At 41.7% G+C, this 19,089-nt stretch carries 23 protein-coding genes and 1 riboswitch; of the genes, 17 read left to right on the top strand and 6 right to left on the bottom strand.

All coding sequences use genetic code 11. The features are described from left to right. Positions 1–153 precede the first annotated feature (153 nt). A complete protein-coding gene (locus tag FQ085_RS05410) occupies positions 154–456 on the top strand; it encodes a methyltransferase domain-containing protein (RefSeq protein WP_149456096.1) in 303 nt (100 codons plus the stop codon). Positions 457–646: 190 nt separating this feature from the next. Then, positions 647–1,705 carry an LLM class flavin-dependent oxidoreductase gene (locus tag FQ085_RS05405; protein ID WP_058386825.1) on the top strand — a complete coding sequence of 353 codons (1,059 nt, stop codon included), beginning with the start codon at positions 647–649 and terminating at the stop codon, positions 1,703–1,705. 42 nt (positions 1,706–1,747) lie between these two features. On the opposite strand, the gene FQ085_RS05400 is transcribed toward FQ085_RS05405, so the two are convergent. Both FQ085_RS05400 and FQ085_RS05395 read right to left on the bottom strand, forming a co-directional pair. Then, complete coding sequence (locus tag FQ085_RS05400) at positions 1,748–2,419, bottom strand: HAD family hydrolase (protein WP_058384141.1); 672 nt, start codon at positions 2,417–2,419, stop codon at positions 1,748–1,750. 227 nt (positions 2,420–2,646) lie between these two features. Then, positions 2,647–3,585: a Gfo/Idh/MocA family protein gene (locus FQ085_RS05395; RefSeq protein WP_149456095.1), complete on the bottom strand. Its 939-nt coding sequence runs from the start codon at positions 3,583–3,585 to the stop codon at positions 2,647–2,649. Between the two features lie 381 nt (positions 3,586–3,966). Between FQ085_RS05395 and modA the strand changes: the two genes are divergently transcribed. The 5 genes from modA to FQ085_RS05370 are packed head-to-tail and all read left to right on the top strand — an operon-like array spanning position 3,967 to position 7,658. Then, on the top strand, positions 3,967–4,737 hold the full coding sequence (gene modA, locus FQ085_RS05390) for a molybdate ABC transporter substrate-binding protein (protein WP_149456094.1): 771 nt from the start codon (positions 3,967–3,969) through the stop codon (positions 4,735–4,737). After that, the gene (modB, locus tag FQ085_RS05385; protein WP_058384144.1) at positions 4,734–5,417 is read left to right on the top strand and encodes a molybdate ABC transporter permease subunit; all 684 of its coding nucleotides are present in this window, start codon (positions 4,734–4,736) and stop codon (positions 5,415–5,417) included. Before modA ends, modB begins: the two co-directional genes overlap by 4 nt. Before the next feature lie 4 nt (positions 5,418–5,421). Beyond that, positions 5,422–6,069, top strand: coding sequence for an ATP-binding cassette domain-containing protein (locus FQ085_RS05380; RefSeq protein ID WP_149456093.1), 648 nt, complete (start codon positions 5,422–5,424; stop codon positions 6,067–6,069). 50 nt (positions 6,070–6,119) lie between these two features. Further along, positions 6,120–7,139 (top strand): ThiF family adenylyltransferase, encoded by a 1,020-nt coding sequence (locus FQ085_RS05375; protein WP_149456149.1) that lies wholly within the window; start codon positions 6,120–6,122, stop codon positions 7,137–7,139. An 18-nt stretch (positions 7,140–7,157) separates the two neighbouring features. Continuing rightward, entirely contained in the window at positions 7,158–7,658 is a 501-nt protein-coding gene (locus FQ085_RS05370; protein ID WP_058384147.1) for a MogA/MoaB family molybdenum cofactor biosynthesis protein, read from the top strand. An 89-nt stretch (positions 7,659–7,747) separates the two neighbouring features. Here the strand turns inward: FQ085_RS05370 and moaC are convergent, their stop codons facing one another. Beyond that, the gene (moaC, locus tag FQ085_RS05365) at positions 7,748–8,233 is read right to left on the bottom strand and encodes a cyclic pyranopterin monophosphate synthase MoaC (RefSeq protein WP_058384148.1); all 486 of its coding nucleotides are present in this window, start codon (positions 8,231–8,233) and stop codon (positions 7,748–7,750) included. 212 nt (positions 8,234–8,445) lie between these two features. On the opposite strand from moaC, the gene FQ085_RS05360 reads away from it, so the two are divergent. Continuing rightward, entirely contained in the window at positions 8,446–9,072 is a 627-nt protein-coding gene (locus FQ085_RS05360) for a Yip1 family protein (protein ID WP_188074710.1), read from the top strand. Positions 9,073–9,111: 39 nt separating this feature from the next. Here the strand turns inward: FQ085_RS05360 and FQ085_RS05355 are convergent, their stop codons facing one another. Then, positions 9,112–9,918 (bottom strand): DUF2382 domain-containing protein, encoded by an 807-nt coding sequence (locus FQ085_RS05355; protein WP_058384150.1) that lies wholly within the window; start codon positions 9,916–9,918, stop codon positions 9,112–9,114. Between the two features lie 132 nt (positions 9,919–10,050). Continuing rightward, the gene (locus FQ085_RS05350) at positions 10,051–10,851 is read right to left on the bottom strand and encodes a YsnF/AvaK domain-containing protein (RefSeq protein WP_149456091.1); all 801 of its coding nucleotides are present in this window, start codon (positions 10,849–10,851) and stop codon (positions 10,051–10,053) included. Between the two features lie 216 nt (positions 10,852–11,067). Here FQ085_RS05350 and rpmG point away from each other — a divergent pair, with 216 nt between their 5' ends. The 5 genes from rpmG (at position 11,068) to FQ085_RS05325 (ending at position 14,474) form a co-directional block, all read left to right on the top strand. Continuing rightward, entirely contained in the window at positions 11,068–11,217 is a 150-nt protein-coding gene (gene rpmG, locus FQ085_RS05345) for a 50S ribosomal protein L33 (protein WP_058384152.1), read from the top strand. Positions 11,218–11,264: 47 nt separating this feature from the next. Then, positions 11,265–11,534, top strand: coding sequence for a 30S ribosomal protein S14 (gene rpsN / locus FQ085_RS05340; protein WP_058384153.1), 270 nt, complete (start codon positions 11,265–11,267; stop codon positions 11,532–11,534). Between the two features lie 202 nt (positions 11,535–11,736). Beyond that, a complete protein-coding gene (locus FQ085_RS05335) occupies positions 11,737–12,549 on the top strand; it encodes an alpha/beta fold hydrolase (protein WP_058384154.1) in 813 nt (270 codons plus the stop codon). A 13-nt stretch (positions 12,550–12,562) separates the two neighbouring features. Continuing rightward, positions 12,563–13,501, top strand: coding sequence for a GGDEF domain-containing protein (locus FQ085_RS05330; RefSeq protein ID WP_237150104.1), 939 nt, complete (start codon positions 12,563–12,565; stop codon positions 13,499–13,501). Between the two features lie 133 nt (positions 13,502–13,634). Then, complete coding sequence (locus FQ085_RS05325; RefSeq protein WP_149456090.1) at positions 13,635–14,474, top strand: STAS domain-containing protein; 840 nt, start codon at positions 13,635–13,637, stop codon at positions 14,472–14,474. 48 nt (positions 14,475–14,522) lie between these two features. On the opposite strand, the gene dapA is transcribed toward FQ085_RS05325, so the two are convergent. After that, positions 14,523–15,413, bottom strand: a complete 891-nt coding sequence (dapA, locus tag FQ085_RS05320; protein WP_149456148.1) for a 4-hydroxy-tetrahydrodipicolinate synthase — start codon at positions 15,411–15,413, stop codon at positions 14,523–14,525. Positions 15,414–15,540: 127 nt separating this feature from the next. Further along, a riboswitch (Lysine riboswitch) is annotated at positions 15,541–15,719 on the bottom strand. A gap of 105 nt (positions 15,720–15,824) precedes the next feature. Between dapA and FQ085_RS05315 the strand changes: the two genes are divergently transcribed. The 4 genes from FQ085_RS05315 (at position 15,825) to FQ085_RS05300 (ending at position 19,016) form a co-directional block, all read left to right on the top strand. Next, entirely contained in the window at positions 15,825–16,436 is a 612-nt protein-coding gene (locus FQ085_RS05315; RefSeq protein ID WP_058384157.1) for a class I SAM-dependent methyltransferase, read from the top strand. A 57-nt stretch (positions 16,437–16,493) separates the two neighbouring features. After that, complete coding sequence (gene ypfJ / locus FQ085_RS05310) at positions 16,494–17,339, top strand: KPN_02809 family neutral zinc metallopeptidase (RefSeq protein WP_058384158.1); 846 nt, start codon at positions 16,494–16,496, stop codon at positions 17,337–17,339. 143 nt (positions 17,340–17,482) lie between these two features. After that, entirely contained in the window at positions 17,483–18,649 is a 1,167-nt protein-coding gene (locus FQ085_RS05305; RefSeq protein WP_058384159.1) for a TraB/GumN family protein, read from the top strand. A gap of 121 nt (positions 18,650–18,770) precedes the next feature. Further along, positions 18,771–19,016: a hypothetical protein gene (locus FQ085_RS05300; protein WP_058384160.1), complete on the top strand. Its 246-nt coding sequence runs from the start codon at positions 18,771–18,773 to the stop codon at positions 19,014–19,016. Positions 19,017–19,089 lie beyond the last annotated feature (73 nt).

Here is a 19,089-nt window from a genome sequence, read left to right as displayed (position 1 = left end):
GAAAGTCTTTTTTATGGAGAAAATCAACTAGAGTACAATCTTCTTGCCAAGTTATATAATGATAAAAAAGCGAAAGGGTGATTCGCGTGAAACTGTACAAGGACTTGGCCAACTGGTGGCAGCAATACTTTTTACTTTAAAAAGTTTTTTTCAATGACTTTGACGGACTTGTCACCAAATATGTTGGAAGTGAGTCGGGAGTTGAACCCAGATTGTCTTCATATGCAAAGCGAAATGGGGATCATCGACGCAGGGCGCGATTTTGATTTGGTATTTATTCATGACGTAATTTCTTATTTTACGGATAAAAATGATTTACTCACGGTAATGAAAAATGCTAAAAAACATTTGAACTCCGATGGCCTGCGCTATTTGGAATGGAGCTATGACTTAGACACAAAAGACCAAGTAACGGAAGTTGAATACGCTTATCTTATGTGTGGAGAAGACGACTAGATTTTCTATGAATTTGACAGCGCAAAATGCGTGTAGTTTTCTATGGGTAACTAATAGGTAACGCTGGAATTAACGCTCATTTTGAACGCGTAATCTTTTCAGAGGAACCCGGTACCTATTTTGCGATTGCTGCTACACAAATAAAACAAAAAGTATAAATATGATTCAAGGAATAGAAAGGACAGTGGATATGGAACAGTACCGCATCAATCCAGACAAAGGCATGGAATTTGGTATTTATACTTTGGGAGATCATCTGCCAGACCCGCATACTGGGCAGCGGATTTCTGCAAGAGAGCGCATTCAAGAAATCATTGGCTTGGCAGAACTAGCAGATCAAGCGGAACTCGACTTTTTCAGTGTCGGTGAAAGCCATCAAGAATATTTTGCCACTCAAGCGCATACGGTGGTACTCGCGGCGATTGCGCAAGCAACGAAAAATATCAAAATCTCTAGCTCTTCTACTATTATTAGCACGTCAGATCCGGTACGTGTGTTTGAAGATTTCGCGACCATCGATTTGATTTCAAATGGCCGCGCAGAAATTATTGCGGGGCGAGCGTCGCGTGTTGGATTATTTGACTTGCTTGGCTACGACATCCGTTATTACGAAGAATTGTATGAAGAGAAATTTGAGTTACTGCTAAAAATCAACAAAGAAGAAACGGTCGATTGGAGCGGGCAGTTTCGTGCTCCGTTACGTAGCGCACAAGTTATTCCGCGTCCGCTTACAGGTTCGCTTCCCATTTGGCGTGCGGTTGGTGGACACCCAGCAAGTGCGATTAAAGCAGGGCATGCGGGTGTGCCGATGATGCTTGCGACGCTCGGCGGTCCTGCAGAAACATTCAAACATACGATTGATGCTTACCGCGAAGCCGCGGAAGAAAGTGGCTTTAGTCCCTCTGCGTTACCTGTTGCGACTGCTGGGTTTTTCAACGTGGCCGCAACAACTCAACAAGCCATGGAAGAAGTTTATCCACATGTGGATAAAGGGATGCGAAAAACCAATGGACAAGGTTACCCACAAGCGGCATTCATGCACGGTGCACAAATGGATAGCGTCATGAACATCGGCAGTCCCCAGCAAATTATCGAAAAAATCCTTTACCAACATGAACTGTTTGGTCATCAACGCTATATCGCGCAAATGGATTTTGGTGGCGTGCCGATTGACCGCTTAAAGCGCAATATCGACTTGATTGGTACAGAAATTTTGCCAGCGATTCGGAAATATACGATGAAAAAATAAAAAGATGGTTCAGGCATTTCGCCTGAACCATCTTTTCGAATCTTACTGTTTTACTTTTACAGTCGCTACAAAGTCTAAAAGATCTTTCAACGGCATATCCGCCATCGAATCCAGGCGGTGCTCTACGTGACCAAAATTCATTGTGCTTGTGATTTTGTTCGGCACCACTACACAACTCATACCCGCGCGTTTTGCCGCTGTGGCACCATGAGCCGAGTCTTCAAAAACAAGACATGTCTCAGGAGCTAAATCCAAATGCTCGGCTGCTTGTAGATATAAAGCAGGATCGGGTTTTACTTTTTCAACATGGTCCGATGTTCGGATACACTGAAAGTAATCATACAGATCTAGGCGTTTTAAATGACCCGAAACCCAGCGATAACTAGAACTCGATGCCAAACCAATTCTCAAATCCATTTCTTTTGCTGTTTCCAAGTACTCAACGACACCATCGCGTGGTTTTTCTTTAGACAAAACAGAAAGAAATCTTTCTTTATATTGTTTGTTTAGTAACTCATGTTCTACGGGCTTACCAATTTGCTGCTCCATATAATGGAACGGTGAAAACGAACCATCTGTACCTACTTCATTTTGCCACATACCTAGTGGCAATTCGCTATTATACTCGGCAAACATTTCTTGAAGAAGTTGATACTGATGTGTTTCTGTGTCAAAAATCAATCCGTCAAAATCAAATATAATTCCATTTATCATAAGGCACGTCCTTTGCTGTTTAATTGAATAAGCTATTCTTCAAAATTAAAGCTACTCTATTTCTTCTGCTATATGTCTAAATACAACATACTCAGAAGAAAGTGCGAAAGGCGGCGACTCCAGGGGGAACAGGACGAGCTGAAGACCCTGGACTGAGCGGAGCGAGGGAAGCGGCTGAAGCCGGCCCCCCGGAAAGCGTCCGCCTGGAGCGCTTTCTTCTTTGCTCTCTACGCCAACAACTTCGTCACTTCACGAGAAATAGCATGTGTGTTGATCGTTGATTCTAACTGCTCGTTTTTCACACAGCTGATAAACTCTGCCAACTCATAATACATCGAGTCAAAATTATGCGCTACAGACAAGTCTTCAGTCTGACCGTCTCTATACTTAATAAGGATATTTTTCGGATCACTGATGCGGTCGATTTCAATCGTTCCATTCTCGCCTTGAATTTCACTTGGCAGAAAAGAATCCGAAATCTTCGAATACATAATAACCGCTTCCATATCCGCATAGTTCCAAATCATGCTGCCTTGCCCATCGGCACCTGTCGATAATAGTAATTGATTTTTCATTGCTGAATCAGGGACACCAACCAAATGAATAATCGGCGCGATGCAATAAACGCCTAAATCCATTTTAGAACCATTGCCAAGTTCAGGCTTAAAGGCATTTTCAATAATGCCCTCTTTGTATTTATCGTAACGTGAAGAATATTGGTTATAATGAAACACAAAGCGACGAATTGGTCCGATTTTATCGATATTTTTCTTCAAGTTCAAAAAAGAAGGAACCAATGTTGATTTCATCGCTTCCATATAAGTGGTTTTGTATGTTCTTGAAGCTTCAATAATTTGATCCATTTCTTCAATTGATGTAACAGCCGGTTTTTCACAAAGAACATGAATGCCGTGCTTCATCGCCAATATGCTTTGCTCGGCATGCATAGCATTAGGTGACGCGACATAAACCGCTTCAATCTGTCCGCTGCTGAACATAGCCGCCATATCGGTATAGACGTTTTCAATCGTGTATTTTTCTGCAAATGCGGTGCCAGTTTCTAACTTTCTGGAATATACAGCTCCAAGTGTAAACTCAGGATGCTCTTTAGCCGCTTTAATAAATCGGTCGGTAATCCAATTTGTGCCGATAATGCCAAACTTCATTGTAACTCCTCCAATATAAATATAGATACGATTCTCATTCTCTATTCTAACCTAAATATCTCCCAAAAGAGCGGGAGGGATCAGACTGTAGAAAAAGTCTCATTAAAGTGAATAGCGGTGTATAACTTCCAAGCGGGCTAACCACTTCGCTTTCCGTGGGCTCAGCGCTTCGTCCGCGGAAAGCGTCCGTTTGATGCGGAGGATCCCACATAAATACGAGACAATGAATTACTATTCTTTTGTCTACAAGCTGGGAGGGATGTTCTTTCTAAAGTTTGTTCGGAAAATGATTCAGCTTCTCTGCTACGGAAGTTATACTGTAAGTACAGAAGCTTCACTGGAATAGCTGAGCTCTACTTTAATGCATGAGGAGTCCTTAAAATGAAAAAAACGATGGGTCTTATAAGCTTGGCTTTGTTGATGAGTGGTTGTAGCAATACTTCGGCAAATGACGAAAAATTGTTAGTTTCAGCAGCCTCTAGTCTGACAGATGTACTGAAAGAAATGGAACTGCAATTTCATGAAATCGAACCGAATATTGAGCTGACCTTCAATTATGGCTCATCTAGTAAGTTGAGAAGCCAAATTGAACAAGGCGCACCGGCCGACTTGTTTTTGTCAGCTAGTGAAACAGATATGGAATTACTGGAATCCCAACAGCTAATAGATGAAGATAGCATCAAGCCGTTTGCTGAAAATCAGCTCGTTTTAGCGTCATTAGAAGAATTTCCGGAAACAACTGATTTTCAAGAACTCGTCTTGAATACAGAAGAAAAGATTGCGATTGGAGAACCTGACAGTGTTCCCCTTGGCGCCTATTCAAAAAAAGCATTAGAAAACGAAAACTTGTGGAACTCCCTTAGTGCTCGTCTAATTTATGCAAAAGATGCTCGTCAAGTCGTTACTTATGTGGAAAGCGGAAATGCAGAACTCGGAATTATTTACTCATCAGATGCGGTTATTTCCCGGGAAATAAGTGGGACACTTGAAGTGCCAGGGCAGACAGACCCTATTATCTACCCAGGAGCAGTCGTTGCAGATTCCGCAAATCAGCCTGCAGCAACTGCTTTTTTAGAGTTTGTCACCAGTTCAAAAGGGCAAGCCATTCTTAAAGAATATGGATTTATGCCCCCAGCTGGAGAAACGCCATGATGGCTTATGATTTGTCTCCACTTTGGTTATCGCTCAGAGTCGCAGTGATTTCAACGTTATTTGTGTTTGTCGTGAGTCTTGCGCTGGCTCGCTTTATGACGAGACGTGATTTTTTCGGCAAAAGTTTTCTTGAAGCGTTGATCCTATTGCCTTTAGTATTGCCACCGACAGTAATTGGCTTTGGGTTAATTGTGTTATTTGGCGTAAATGGGCCACTAGGTATGTTACTTGAACAGTGGTTCGGCTTTCGCGTAGTGTTTACATGGATTGGTGCAGCAATTGCTTCGTTTGTTGTGTCGTTGCCGCTTATGTATCAAAGTGTTTTGGCTGCTTTCGAAAAAGTAGATCCGCGCTGGGAAAACGTAGCGCGAACTATGGGCGTTTCTGAATGGCGAATTTTTCGGACCATTACGTTTCCGCTTGCTTGGTCGGGTATTTTGGCCGGATTAATCTTGGCTTTTGCACGTGGCATCGGTGAATTTGGTGCGACGCTAATGATTGCCGGCTATATTCCAGGGGTAACAGAGACTATACCACTGGCTATTTATTTTGCTTATGAAGCAGGCGATATGGAAAAAGCTTTGTTTTGGGTATTGATTGTGTCGTCACTCGGAGTAGCTGCAATTACGTGGGTGAACTATTGGCGTAAAAAAACCGCTGTACGAATTGGAAGGGAATGAGCAAATGCTGCAAGTGGATTTCAAAAAGCAATTAGAGCATTTTAGTTTAACGATGCAATTTAGATTGGATAAGGAAATTTTAGCATTGGTTGGCTCTTCTGGTTCGGGTAAGACGACGCTATTAAACTGCATCGCAGGTATTGTCCATCCGGATGTTGGTGAAATTTCATTGAATGAACGAAAATTTTATAGCGATGATCAAAAGCCACTAAAAATACAAAAGCGCAAAGTTGGTTATTTATTTCAAGACTATGCACTATTTCCGCACTTGACCGTAGAACAAAACATTCTTTACGCAGTGCCAAGAGAAAGCGCTATTGCACATATTACGGAATTAACGAAAATTCTTGGCATTACAGGTTTGTTAGGAAAATACCCACACCAAATTTCAGGTGGCGAAAAACAGCGTGTCGCATTGACGCGTTCGTTAGCCGCACAACCAGATATTTTATTGTTGGATGAACCTTTTTCAGCATTGGACGATGCCAATCGTGACCGCTGTCAAAATGAACTGTTGCGAATTCACGAAAAGTGGCAGATTCCCATTATTTTCGTAACACACCGAATTGCGGATGCTGAAAAATTAGCCGACCGTATTATGAGAATTGAAAAAGGACAGATGACTGAAGAAACGGTACGCTTAGAATTATAAGATAGATAAGATCGTTTGAGAGATCAAGCGGCTAGAAAGTGGGAATCACAGTGGATGAACGTTATTCAAGACAAGTCTTATTCAAACCGCTTGGTGAGTCGGGGCAGCAACACTTATCACTTGCGACCGTTACCATTGTTGGTTGCGGAGCTTTAGGTTCAGCGATTGCAGAAACCTTGACACGAGCTGGTATTGGAACGATTCATTTGGTCGATCGTGATTACGTTGAAGTATCCAATTTGCAGCGCCAGCAATTATTTACGGAAGAAGATGCGCGGCAAATGATGCCAAAAGTGGCAGCGGCTGAGCAAAGACTAAAAGCCATTCGCAGCGATTTGCAGTTAATCACCTATTTAGAACATCTCGATGCAGCAGGTATGGAAAAGTTGGCAGCAGTCAGTGATTTGATCTTGGATGCGACGGATAATTTTGAAACACGTTTGTTGATCAACGATGCTTCTGTGAAATTTGGCGTGCCTTGGATATACGGTGCTTGTGTTGGCAGTTCAGGAGTCGTATTTCCATTTGTGCCGGGAGAAAGCTCATGCTTTCGTTGCTTAATACCCATTCTTCCAGCCATTAATGAAACATGTGATACAGTCGGTATTATCTCTCCAGCTGTTCAAGTGACAGCAGCGCTTCAATGTACAGAAGCTTTAAAGTGGTTGAGTGGCAACCGTGGTGCAATGCGTAAAAAAATTCATCATTTCAACTTATGGGACAATAGTCAAATGGATATTGGCGTATCGCGCATTAAAGATCCTAACTGCAAAACGTGCGGAGAAGATGCGGTATTCCCGTCACTTAATGAAACAGTCTCAAGTTCTTATGCCGTTTTATGCGGACGCGATGCTGTTCAAATTTTACCTGATGCGAACCGTCCGATTACGTTAGACGACGCCGAAAAGGTCGGCAACCGATTAGCAGCTGGTGTAAAAAGAACGCCTTATTTTGTTGAACTGAAAGTATTCAATCATCGCATGGTCTTGTTCGGTAATGGCCGCTTGCTAATTCACGGCGTTCACAATATAGCAGAAGGTCGGAAATTATATCACCAAGTATTTGGCTAATCAGAAAGGGGAGATTGGATGTCGGAAACGTTTCACACAGACCATCAAGTGCGCATTGCAGTATTAACTGTTAGTGACACCCGGACAGAAGAAACGGATACTGGGGGTCAGCTCGTACAGAAAATGGCTAAAGATAATGCGCTAGAAGTTAGGGATTATGCGATCGTTCAGGATGATATTGCAAGCATTCGATTAAGGATTTCTGACTGGTTGGAGCAAGATGATATAGATGCGATTATTACAACTGGTGGAACGGGAATAGCGAAACGCGATGTCACTTTAGAAGCTGTTCAGTCGCTGTTTGAAAAAGAAATATCCGGATTTGGAGAACTCTTTCGTTACGTAAGCTTCACTGAAGATGTCGGCACTAAAGCACTTCTTAGCCGAGCGGCAGCAGGAGTAGCCAATGACAAAGCCATTTTTGTATTGCCAGGATCTCGCGGCGCTGTAAAGCTGGCGATGGAGCGATTGATTTTACCGGAGATTAAGCATATTTACTCGGAATTGACGAAACATTAATCACGTTCATAATCACTGATTGAAAAACCCTGTGGCATTGTCAGTTGAATGACATTACCACAGGGTTTTTAAATTCATAAAGTAACAATTTAATCACGCGCATAATCAGATTTCCCGCCAGTTTTCTCAAGCAACATCGTCGGTCCAATGACCATTTCTTTGCCAGAAGCTTTGCACATATCATAAATCGTCAGTGCTGCGGCAGAAGCGGCGGTAAGGGCTTCCATTTCAACCCCTGTAGGTCCTTTTGTTTTTACGGCAACGGTCAACAACACTTCGAAATGGTTTTTTTCTTCATCAACATTCCATTCAAATTCAATATCGACTCCACTAAGTGCTAATGGATGACACATCGGAATGATTTGTGAAGTGTTTTTAGCTGCCATAATGCCAGCTACTTGAGCAACTGCAAAAACATCGCCTTTTTTATTGGTACCCTCTTTAATTTGTTGATAAATTGCTTTGTTTAACAAGACAGAAGTAGTCGCACGCGCTGTGCGGACACTGTCTTTCTTGTCGGAGACGTCGACCATCTTGGCACGTCCTTGGGCATTAAAATGTGTGAGTTTTGACAATGAAATCATCCTTTCGCGAGTGAATAATGTCAGTATAGCATGGCGGATATCGACTGCTTTAACTATTCAATCCGGTTACACCGATGTTTGCGAGAAGAATGCTTAACACCGCGTAGGTTGAATAAACTCTTATGATGGCTGTATTTTCTAATATTTACATTATTATTCCAATATGTTTGAATAGAGAGAGTATAAAAAAAGGTGGAGATCAATTGAAAACGACAGAGTACCAAGATAATTTGAATCCGTTTACGGCTATTTGGACACGTCCGCGCGAGACCGTTCGATATGTGATTGAAGAAAAAGAGTCTAATTTTAGTTTTTTATTAATCGTGTTGTCAGGCTTTGTGGGAGGTCTTCTCAGTAGCCTGGATTCAGAGCTATTTCTTCCTGTATGGGGAATTCTTTTGCTAGCGTTACTAGGTGGACCGATTGGGGCTGTAGTAAGTACCGCGATTGGAGCTGGTATTTATTTGTTAGTAGGTCGGTTATTTAAAGGCGAAGCTACATATACTGAAATGTTTCGTGCAATTTTAACAGGACAAATTCCACAAATCTGGCTTTTTCCACTTCTGTTATTTTGGATGCTCGTATTTCCGGAAACTTATTTTGTAGAGTCTGACCAACTGCCATTTGAAGACACGAATCTACTGTCAATGATTTTTTTCCTTGTTTTAGGGGTAGTGTCTATTTGGACGTTTGTTGTTCAGTGTAAAGCTGTAGGAGAAGCACATAGACTTTCTGCTTGGAAAGGGTTTTTCATCATTGTTCTTCCTGGGATCGTGTTTATTGGAGTCATTGTGGCCATTATTGCCGCGGTTCTAACGACAATTATGTAAGTTATCAAAAACAAGGCAGCCAATAAGGCTGCCTTGTTTTTATGGTTTTTCTACCTTATGAACAACTCCAGTTTCTTCAACATCGGCTACTTCTCGACGGACCGTCTCTTTGACAACCTCTACGTCTTGAACAGTACGTTTGCCAATGACAATTTCTTCTCGAATGACTTTCTTTTTGCCAATATCTAAACGTTCTTCGGACAGCGGAATGTAAATGGCATCGCCTTTTTCATACGCTTGCTGCGGTGTTAATGTATGTTCACTTTTTTCATTAGCTGTTTCTTCAGTAATGGGACGTCGGTTAATGACGATTTCCTCGCGCTCTACAGGTACTTGAATTTCTCTGTCTTCTTCGACCATTTTTTTATGAACTTGGACTTCCCCTGTCTGAACTTTTTCTTTATCAATGCTTAGCCGTTCTTCGTGTAAGGCAAGGCGTTGTTCTTCAGTAGCAATAGCTTTATTTGTTTGTTCAGCTGGCGAAGAGGGTTCGGATTGAAGTGCAGACAAGGGTTCGCTGCTTGTGTAAAGGAGGAGTCTACCATTCTCAACCTGCTGGAAATAATAATCTGTTTCTTCCGCGCTCAATCCCATCCGGTTAAAGGCATCTTTTGTGATGTCATCGCCGGCTAAAAAAGCAATGACTTTGCCTTTGAAATTGTCCCGGTCTTGTGTATCCACATGGACAGCTGTGTGCGTGATTAGCAACTCTATTTGTTCGTCATGTTTTGATACTAAATACAGTTCCTCTTCTTCGTATCCTACTGCTTTGAGTTCACCGACTGTAATCAGCACTTGTGCTTGCGCATCAAATAATCCAATGCGTTTGTTTTCTTTTTTATCCATGCCCAATTCCTCCCCTGTCAATTGTACCGAATTGCTTTGTTAAGGCTCATTTACCCGTAGTCACGTTCTAGATAAACCTCAACATCAAAAAGCGTATCCGAACAAAATCGTCCGGATACGCTTTTTTACCCATTAAAATAAATCGCGCTCATCTTTTTTCGGTTTTACTAGTTCATCAATATCCGCTTCTTCGTGTCGGACAGTTTCGCTCACCAGTTCAGAGTCTTGAACTGTGCGTTTACCGACAATAATTTCTTCACTAACGACGTCTTTCTTACGGACGTTGACACGCTCTTCTGAAACAGGAATATGAATCGTTTCTTCATCATCGTAAAGGTTTATATTTGCTGAATTAGTTGTATTAGAGTGGACTTCTTCGTTTACCGGACGACGTTCTACATAAACTTCTTCACGTTCCACTGGAATTTCGAGAGTTTGTTGTTCTTCGACAACGTGCTTTCCGACAGTTACTTCACCTGTCTGAACCCGTTTTTTGTCAACGCTTAGTCGTTCCTCGTGAAGACGTAGATGTTCTTCTTCAGCAGTAGTTGCTCGCGCCTCTGTTTGAGTATAAGTGTGTGGCTTGTACGATGCGCCGTAATCGCTATTCACGTAAAGCACTAACTTGCCGTTTTCGACTTGTCTGTAATATTCGTCTGCTTCGCCGCTTCCTAACCCCATTTGTGTAAATGCATCATGCGTCGAATCTCCACCAGAAATGAATGACTTGAATTTGTCCATCATATCTTCATCATCCTGGACATTTAAATGAACATCTGTCTGGCCTTGAACCATAGATAGCTGATCGTTACGCTTAGCGATCACATACATATCTTCTTCTTTATAGCCTTGTGCTTTTAGTTCGCTAATTTTGTGTAAAACTTCTGCTTGTACATCATATGATTGAATCATTACTGTTTCTTTGTTTGTCATTTCTAATTCCTCCTAATAGTGATAGATCACCTATAGAGCAAGGTAGTGATAATGTACCCTGTTGTTTTTCAGAACAAACCCATTGGTTTTGAATAAGTAAAAATGCTATAGCTTGAAAATAAACGCTTGCTTTCCTGTTAACTTTTTAATACACTATAAAACGTAATGATTACTATTTGTGAGAATGGACGACAATGTACAAAAGGAGGGGAAAAGATGAGAGTCAATATCACGTTAGCGTGTACAGAAACAGGCGACAGAAATTACAGTACGACGAAAAATAAGCGGACAAACCCCGAGCGCATTGAGTTAAAAAAATACAGCCCACGTCTTAATAAAGTTACTATTCACCGGGAAACAAAATAATTTTTTGTGTAGTATAAAACGTAGCAATTACTTTTGGAGGTAATTTCATGGCTAAAAAATCAAAAATAGCACGTCATAATAAGCAACTGCAGCTAGTCGCGCAGTTTGCTGAGCAGCGACAAAGCTTTAAAGAACAAGGGAACATTCACGCATTAACCAATTTACCGAAAGATTCTTCTCCCACTCGTCTAGCTAATCGATGCTTGGTGACAGGAAGACCACGTGGATATATGCGGAAATTTGGGATGTCGCGTATTACCTTCCGGGAATTGGCGCATAGAGGTCAAATTCCTGGCGTTAAAAAAGCAAGTTGGTAAAACAAACCCAATCAAAAACAGCAGATAAAAATCTGCTGTTTTTTTAATTTATATAGAACTATCACAAAAAAAGTGTTTTAACTAATAAAATTTTTCTACCGGGCTCTTTTAAATATAACTTTTGATGCTATGATTAGGATATATTTAACTTATATATAAGAAAAAATTTGCAATAAGAAATGCACAAAGGGTGATAATTAGAATGACAGTTCAAACAGCAAATGATATTTTAAAACGCAATAACGTTCAGGTTATTGGTCAAGGTGAAAAAACCTTAGTATTTGGTCATGGTTTTGGCTGCGATCAGCAAGTCTGGGACAATACCATTGTAGAATTTTCAGCAGATTATCGAATTGTCACTTTTGACTATGTCGGTGCAGGGAAAAGTGATAAGGCCGCTTATTCGACCGAACGCTATAGCACGTTAGACGGTTACAAACAGGATCTTCTAGAAGTTTGCGCTGCGTTAGCACTTGAGGAAATCTTATTTATTGGTCACTCTGTCAGCGCTATGATTGGGATGCTTGCTTCAATCGAACGTCCAGAGTTGATGGAGAAAATGATTATGATTGGACCATCTCCCTATTATCTGAACGAACCTGGCTACAATGGTGGATTTGAACAATCTGATATCGATGAATTATTGGATATGATGGAAATAAACTATAAAGAATGGGCGAAGTATTTGGCGCCTGTCGTCATGCAAAACGAGGAACGTCCTGAACTGGCTGCGGATTTTGAGCAATTATTGTGTTCAAATGACCCGATGATTGCTCGTCAATTCGCTGAAGTAACATTCACTTCAGATCTTCGTGACCAATTAGATAAAGTTACAGTACCTACGTTGATTCTTCAACCAAAATTTGATGCCATTGTACCATTAGAAATTGGTCAATATCTCCGCGATCATATCTCAGGTAGTCAATTGGTTGTAATGGAAGCAATGGGACACAATCCACATTTGAGTGATTCAGAGGAAACGGTAAAACGCATTAAGGCGTATTTAGCAGAATAGAGGAGTGAAAATCGTGGAACAGCAACTCGATAGAGCCCCTTGTGGTTATTTGGTTCTGGACCAGGAATTGCGTGTCGTTGAAATGAATAGCACGTTGCGGAATTTGACAAGCGTAGAAAATCCGCAGCATATCCATGATTTACTAACTATCGCTTCCCGGATGTATTTCCAAACGTACTTTACTCCTTCTATTAAAATGCATGGCACCGTAAATGAAATGTTTTTGACCTTGAAAAGTGCGGCAGGACATATGCCAGTCTTGATGAATGCAGTAGAGCAAAATGGTTTGTACGAATGTGCATTGATGCAGATGAGTGTTCGTGGTGAATATGAAAAAGAACTCCTATTAGCCAAACGTAATGCAGAAAAGATCAACCGTGAAACAGTAGAAGCCTATGAGAAACTACAACACTTAATGAGCGAAGTAGAAAGTAAACAGCAACAACTGATTGATCTCAACTCGACACTTCAACAATTGTCCATTACGGATTCGCTAACGGGTTTGAAAAATCGTCGCTATTTGGAAGAACGACTTCATGACTTTTTACTGCAGGCGCAAAATGGTCGAAAAGTGGCTCTTTTGATTTTGGATATTGATTATTTTAAGCAAGTTAACGATACATATGGTCACCAAATAGGTGATGCAGTATTGCAGGAATTAGCGTGGCATCTAGAAACGAAAGTTGGAGCGGCTGGCATTGTAGCACGTCTCGGAGGAGAAGAGTTCGTCGTCGTGATGCCAGACTCAGGAATTGAAGAAGGCTTAGCTATGGCTGACTCTTTGTGTAAGCACATAGAAGCTGCTGACTGGATGCATGTACCCATCACGGTAAGTATCGGTGTCGCCGTTTATGCGCTTGGAGACGAAGTAGGAAGCTTGCTATCCAGAGCTGACAGTTTTCTGTACAAAGCAAAAGCTAATGGAAGAAATTGTGTCTTTGGCAATGAATAAAGAACTACCTTTAACATCCGTCTTTAAAAAACGGATGTTTATTTATTGGGAGAAATAGGGAACTGGACTCATTGCAACCATTCATTTAACAGCTATAATTAGCGTACAAAATATCTTTGCCTCTGGAGGACTTATGGAAAAAGAGAATCGGTTATTGGGGGAACGCGTGTCGGCAGATAGAGAATTGATCGCACAATTGATCCATGAAGAAGTCAGCGCGAATCTTCAGGCTGAGCAGTTGCAAATGACGAAAGCCTTCATTGAAGTTGTAAATAACATTCGAACTGATTTTGTGGATTTGATCGGACAATCCATTAGCAATAGTTACAATATTCAAGAGGTCTATGCGAAGATTCAACGATGGGGAGAAAAAACAGGTGATTTTTTTCTTGAAAACAATCGATCGCTAGAAGACGCACTTGCCGAAGTTTCTTTATTTCGAAAACACATCGGAACAGTCATCAAAACAGAAGCCCTTCACAAGAAGATTAACATTCAAATTCTTTTTGATAGTATGGAGACCTTTCATTCGTTACTGGATTATGCAGCTGTTTCCTATACAGAAGCCTACACAGTTTCATATCGACGAAAATTGAACTGCGCAAGAAAAGAATTTCTTGAACTTTCCTCACCCGTTGTCCCGGTCAGTGATCAGATTGCCGTTTTACCACTAGTGGGTAGCATTGAAATGGACCGAGCTCGCTATATACTGGAGAAAACCTTACTAGCAGCAAATCAACTAAAAATTACGGTATTGATTGTAGATTTGTCAGGTGTCGTGAGAGTCGACTCAATCGTTGCAGAACAAATTATTAAAATCATCCAGTCGCTAAAGCTCGTAGGTATACGCTCGGTTCTCACGGGAATCCGTCCAGAAATTGCAGCGATGCTTATTGGTATTGGAGTTGATTTAAAAGACATTGAAATTGGTGGCAGCCTGAAACGTGTCTTACATCAGATGAATGTCACTTAACTAAAAAAACGCTGAAGTTCCTAGACTTCAGCGTTTTTTTTTAGTTAGTCAATTTGTTACTGCTTCTGAATGCAGACTGGGTAAAGACTTGTGTAACGTCAGGGTTTCTTCGTCAGTCAGTGCAATCATTGGTAACCGAACGCCCCCAGTCGAAACACCTGTCATGTGCAGTGCTGCTTTGATTGGAGATGGATTTGGCGCAGCGAACAATGCTTTCATTGTTGGCAATAACCGTCTATGAATAGCTGCTGCTGTTTTCACATCACCTGTTTTAAAACTCGTAATCATGTCTTGCATATCGTTGCCGATAATATGTGCAGCAACCGAAACGATGCCCGCACCACCGATAGACAGCATCGGTAAAGTCAGACTGTCATCGCCGCTATAGACAGTAAAAGATTCAGCTGTGTGTTCAATAATTTCTGAAGCAGCATCCAAATCACCGCTCGCTTCTTTAATAGAAACGATATTGTTAATTTGAGACAAGCGGATGACGGTTTCTGGAAGCAAGTTAACGACGCTACGTCCTGGAATGTTATAGAGCATGACAGGTAGATGAGTCGACTCCGCAATGGCTTGGAAATGTTGGAACATGCCTTCTTGTGAAGGTTTATTGTAATAAGGCGTAACTAGCATAATGCCATCTACGCCGACTTTCTCTGCTTGTTGAGTCAAAGAAATCGATGCCCGCGTATTGTTCGAGCCGGTTCCTGCGATGACCGGAATCCGTCCGGCAACAGTGTTGACGGTAAACTCGAACAATTCTACTTTTTCCTCTATCGATAAAGTTGGCGATTCGCCTGTGGTTCCTGCGACGACAAGACCGTCAGATCCATTAGCAATCAAGTGCTCGATTAAGTTTTGCGTTGCCGGAAAATCAATTTCCTCGTATTGGTCGAATGGTGTTACCATTGCTGTAATTACTTGGCCGAAATTCATACAGAACACACCCTTTTCTAATTTTTTTCGAAGCTTAGAGGTGAGAGGCCAGTCAGGAACAAACAAAAAAGCAGCAACAGGAGGTCCTGTTGCTGCAGTAGAAACAATGTTTACCATTTGCTCCTGTGCATCAGATAGCCCTCCATATAGTTTCCTATATGACAGTCCTGCATTTATTAAATGCAGACCCAGCGCACGGAAATGTGAGATCTCCGCCACTTCGGCAAATCCCCCTTTCGGCAAACGTCAACGGATCTCATCATCCTCGTTTTGCGTACTAATGGTTTTTGCGCCTCTATCCTACTCTTGTAAAAACAAGAGCAAGAAATATTGAATTAGCTGTACTATAACAAATGTTTCTATTAATTGCAAGATGAAGAACGTAAAAAATTATAGCCGAGGAGAGATAGAATGAGTGAGCAAGCCTATGACCAACTGCTAGTGATTGCAACAACAGGAAACCAGCAAGGATTTAACGCCTCTTTGCATCATAATCGTTATGAGCCTACACCTTACGATTTACTCGACAAATTGTTTGAGCATTATAGCCTGTCTCCTGAAGATTGTATCGTTGATGTTGGTTGTGGAAAAGGGCGCTTGAATTTTTATGTGCATCATTTTTTTGGTGTAAAAAGTGTAGGCATCGAAATGAATCCGACATTTTACACAGAAGCCCTCGAAAATAAAAAACAGTACGCGAAAAAGCACAAAGGTGCAGAGTTTCACATTAACTTTTGTAATTGCTTAGCTCAGAAATACCCAGTTACAGCAGACGATACCGTATTCTATTTCTTTAACCCTTTTTCAGTGGCGATATTCATCGCATTTGTGAATAAAATTTTAGCTTCAGTCGAAAAATCTCCACGGACGGTAGACGTGATTTTGTTTTTTGCCTCTCAAGATTACAGTGATTATCTGGAAACTAACGGAGTTTTTCAGCTAATAGAAGAAATTCAATTGTCGGATTTCCATAAAGATCCGCGCGAACGATTTTTAATTTATCGATTGTCTAAAATGGATTAGAACTAGTGCTCTAAAGGGTATGTTTACAGTAAAACAATTGTGAAACGAGGGACCCCTATGGAATGGAAAGGTAGAAAAGCCAGTAGAAACGTTGAAGATAGGCGAGGGAAAGGTGGAGCGCTAGTAGCAGGAGGCGGCATCGGCGGTATTTTAATTGTGTTATTAGTGGCTTTTTTAGGAGGCGACCCAGGTGTCATTCTTGATCAATTGGGTGGATCCTCAGGAACGACTTCAAACCAGTCTTACGAATCAACTCCACAAGAAGAAGAATTGGCTGAATTTGTGTCAGTCGTTCTAGCGGATACGGAACAAGTTTGGACAGAAGTTTTTAAAGAAGAAGGCATGGAATATGTTGAGCCGACACTCGTTTTGTATAGTGGCAGCGTCGAGTCTGCCTGTGGAACAGCAGGCGCAGCCGTCGGACCCTTTTATTGTCCAGGCGATTACAAACTTTATATTGATTTGAGTTTTTACAATGACCTACAAACCCAATTTCAAGCACCCGGTGATTTTGCCATGGCGTATGTCGTGGCACACGAAGTTGGACACCACGTTCAAAATCTTCTTGGTGTTATGGAAGACGTGCAGCCACTTCGCAGCCAGCTTAGTGAAGAAGAATACAATAAAGTGCAAGTACGCTTGGAGTTGCAAGCGGATTATTTGTCAGGCGTCTGGGCCCACCATGCGCAAGGTATGGGCTATTTAGAAGAAGGTGACCTAGAAGAAGCATTGACAGCGGCAAGTGCGGTAGGGGATGACACCATTCAACAGCGGTCCCGTGGTTACGTTGTACCTGAGAGTTTTACACACGGTAGTTCCGAACAGCGCCAGCGATGGTTTAAAAAAGGCTTTCAAGCCGGTAATTTAAAAGAAGGCGACACGTTTAATGCAACTGATTTGTGATGGCACCTAAAGTGAAAATCACTTTTAGCATGCAAATAAAAGGGTGCAGCATTGATATTTTTGCTGATGTGATTCATTATATAAAATAGACAGTCTTTTCATTTCGTATGGAAAGAAATATAGCTCTGCGAAGGAAGTACAGCATGTTGGATGACAATATCACACGCCTAGAATACAACGGCAAAGAATTAATCCTAATCGGTACGGCACACGTTTCTAAAGCTAGTGCAGAGCAGGTGAAAGCCGTCATTGAAACCGAGCGACCGGATTCGGTATGCATCGAATTAGATGCGCAGCGCTATGAATCGGTAACTCAAGACAGCAAATGGAAAGAAACCGACATTTTCAAAGTGATCAAAGACAAAAAAGCAAGTTTGTTACTCATGAATTTGGCTATTTCCTCTTTTCAGAACCGTCTTGCAGATCAGTTTGGCATCAAACCTGGACAAGAAATGATTCAAGGGATTGCTTCTGCTAAAGAAACTGGCGCAGAATTGGTACTCGCTGACCGCAATATTCAAGTAACGTTTTCGCGCATTTGGGGCAATATCGGTTTTATGGGGAAAGCGCAATTGCTGACTTCCGTATTCTTTAGTATTTTCAGCAAAGAGACGATCTCAGAAGAAGATTTGGAAAAGATGAAGTCACAGGATACCCTCAACGCGGTAATGAATGATTTTACTCAATCTTTCCCTAAACTGAAAGAGCCGCTCATTGACGAACGAGACCAATATTTGGCGCAAAAAATTAAAGAAGCTCCTGGTCAAAAAATTGTCGCGGTTCTTGGTGCAGCGCATGTTCCAGGAATCATTAAAGAAGTCCACAACGAACACGATTTGGAAGAACTGTCAAAAGTTCCGGCCAAATCAAAGTGGCCGAAAGTTATCGGTTGGGCGATTCCCTTAGCATTGGTCGCTATGATTGCCATCACGTTTATGAATAACCCTGCGGCTGGTCTCGACCAAACGATTAGCTGGATCCTTTGGACCGCATGTCTTGGGGCAATAGGCGCTGCTGTAGCTTTCGGTCATCCATTAGCAATTCTCACTGCTTTTGTCGGGGGTCCGATCGGTGCACTACATCCATTGTTAGCGGCAGGCTGGTTTTCAGGACTTGCACAAGCCTATGTTCGTCGCCCGAACGTTGGGGATTTCCAAACCTTATCGAAGGACGTGTTTACGCTTAAAGGCTTTTGGGACAATAAAGTTACGCGTGTTCTACTAGTTGTGGTGTTAACAAATTTGGGTACGGCAGCAGGCAATGTAATTGGTGGATTAGACGTTATTCGTTTGTTTTTCCAAAACCTATAAGTAGATTTCCTACCGGACGGCGAAACTTTGCTGTCCGTTTTTTTGTTTTTCTATTGTTGCTGATAGTTTAAGAACGGGTATATATAACAAAAGACCATTAGAAATAAGGAGGCGCATGGAGATGAGCTTTTTTCTAGTAGGCATTTTACTGTGGTCGTTGGTCATTTTGTCCGTCGTGTTGGCAATAATTGGTTTCTGGAGGGGTTCATGGCAAGCGTTAGCCTGGAGCGGAATTGCTTTGCTTCCACCGATGCTACTTATTTATATGGGGGGAGATGGCGTTTGGTTCCAGTTTGGTATCTTGTTGCCGATCCTTTTGTTGGTTGCTGCTTTTTTGATGAAACAGCAAAAGACACCCAATTCGTAATCGGCTGGTAATTTCAGCCGATTTTTCTAAGCATGCCACTGGTAATTCCAAAGCCATAGTTATACAATTGTTA

Origin of the sequence: Planococcus sp. ANT_H30, from assembly GCF_008369335.1 — a bacterium.
Lineage (GTDB): Bacteria > Bacillota > Bacilli > Bacillales_A > Planococcaceae > Planococcus > Planococcus kocurii.
The sequence above is the reverse complement of the archived record's forward strand: the minus strand, read 5'-3'. Positions and strand labels throughout refer to the sequence as shown.

Bases quoted from the DNA above. Each gene is read 5' to 3' on its own strand.
- FQ085_RS05410 (WP_149456096.1), top strand. From the start codon at position 154: ATGACTTTGACGGACTTGTCACCAAATATGTTGGAAGTGAGTCGGGAG.
- FQ085_RS05405 (WP_058386825.1), top strand. From the start codon at position 647: ATGGAACAGTACCGCATCAATCCAGACAAAGGCATGGAATTTGGTATT.
- FQ085_RS05400 (WP_058384141.1), bottom strand. From the start codon at position 2,419: ATGATAAATGGAATTATATTTGATTTTGACGGATTGATTTTTGACACA.
- FQ085_RS05395 (WP_149456095.1), bottom strand. From the start codon at position 3,585: ATGAAGTTTGGCATTATCGGCACAAATTGGATTACCGACCGATTTATT.
- modA (WP_149456094.1), top strand. From the start codon at position 3,967: ATGAAAAAAACGATGGGTCTTATAAGCTTGGCTTTGTTGATGAGTGGT.
- modB (WP_058384144.1), top strand. From the start codon at position 4,734: ATGATGGCTTATGATTTGTCTCCACTTTGGTTATCGCTCAGAGTCGCA.
- FQ085_RS05380 (WP_149456093.1), top strand. From the start codon at position 5,422: ATGCTGCAAGTGGATTTCAAAAAGCAATTAGAGCATTTTAGTTTAACG.
- FQ085_RS05370 (WP_058384147.1), top strand. From the start codon at position 7,158: ATGTCGGAAACGTTTCACACAGACCATCAAGTGCGCATTGCAGTATTA.
- FQ085_RS05355 (WP_058384150.1), bottom strand. From the start codon at position 9,918: ATGGATAAAAAAGAAAACAAACGCATTGGATTATTTGATGCGCAAGCA.
- FQ085_RS05350 (WP_149456091.1), bottom strand. From the start codon at position 10,851: ATGACAAACAAAGAAACAGTAATGATTCAATCATATGATGTACAAGCA.
- rpmG (WP_058384152.1), top strand. From the start codon at position 11,068: ATGAGAGTCAATATCACGTTAGCGTGTACAGAAACAGGCGACAGAAAT.
- rpsN (WP_058384153.1), top strand. From the start codon at position 11,265: ATGGCTAAAAAATCAAAAATAGCACGTCATAATAAGCAACTGCAGCTA.
- FQ085_RS05335 (WP_058384154.1), top strand. From the start codon at position 11,737: ATGACAGTTCAAACAGCAAATGATATTTTAAAACGCAATAACGTTCAG.
- FQ085_RS05325 (WP_149456090.1), top strand. From the start codon at position 13,635: ATGGAAAAAGAGAATCGGTTATTGGGGGAACGCGTGTCGGCAGATAGA.
- dapA (WP_149456148.1), bottom strand. From the start codon at position 15,413: ATGAATTTCGGCCAAGTAATTACAGCAATGGTAACACCATTCGACCAA.
- FQ085_RS05315 (WP_058384157.1), top strand. From the start codon at position 15,825: ATGAGTGAGCAAGCCTATGACCAACTGCTAGTGATTGCAACAACAGGA.
- ypfJ (WP_058384158.1), top strand. From the start codon at position 16,494: ATGGAATGGAAAGGTAGAAAAGCCAGTAGAAACGTTGAAGATAGGCGA.
- FQ085_RS05305 (WP_058384159.1), top strand. From the start codon at position 17,483: ATGTTGGATGACAATATCACACGCCTAGAATACAACGGCAAAGAATTA.
- FQ085_RS05300 (WP_058384160.1), top strand. From the start codon at position 18,771: ATGAGCTTTTTTCTAGTAGGCATTTTACTGTGGTCGTTGGTCATTTTG.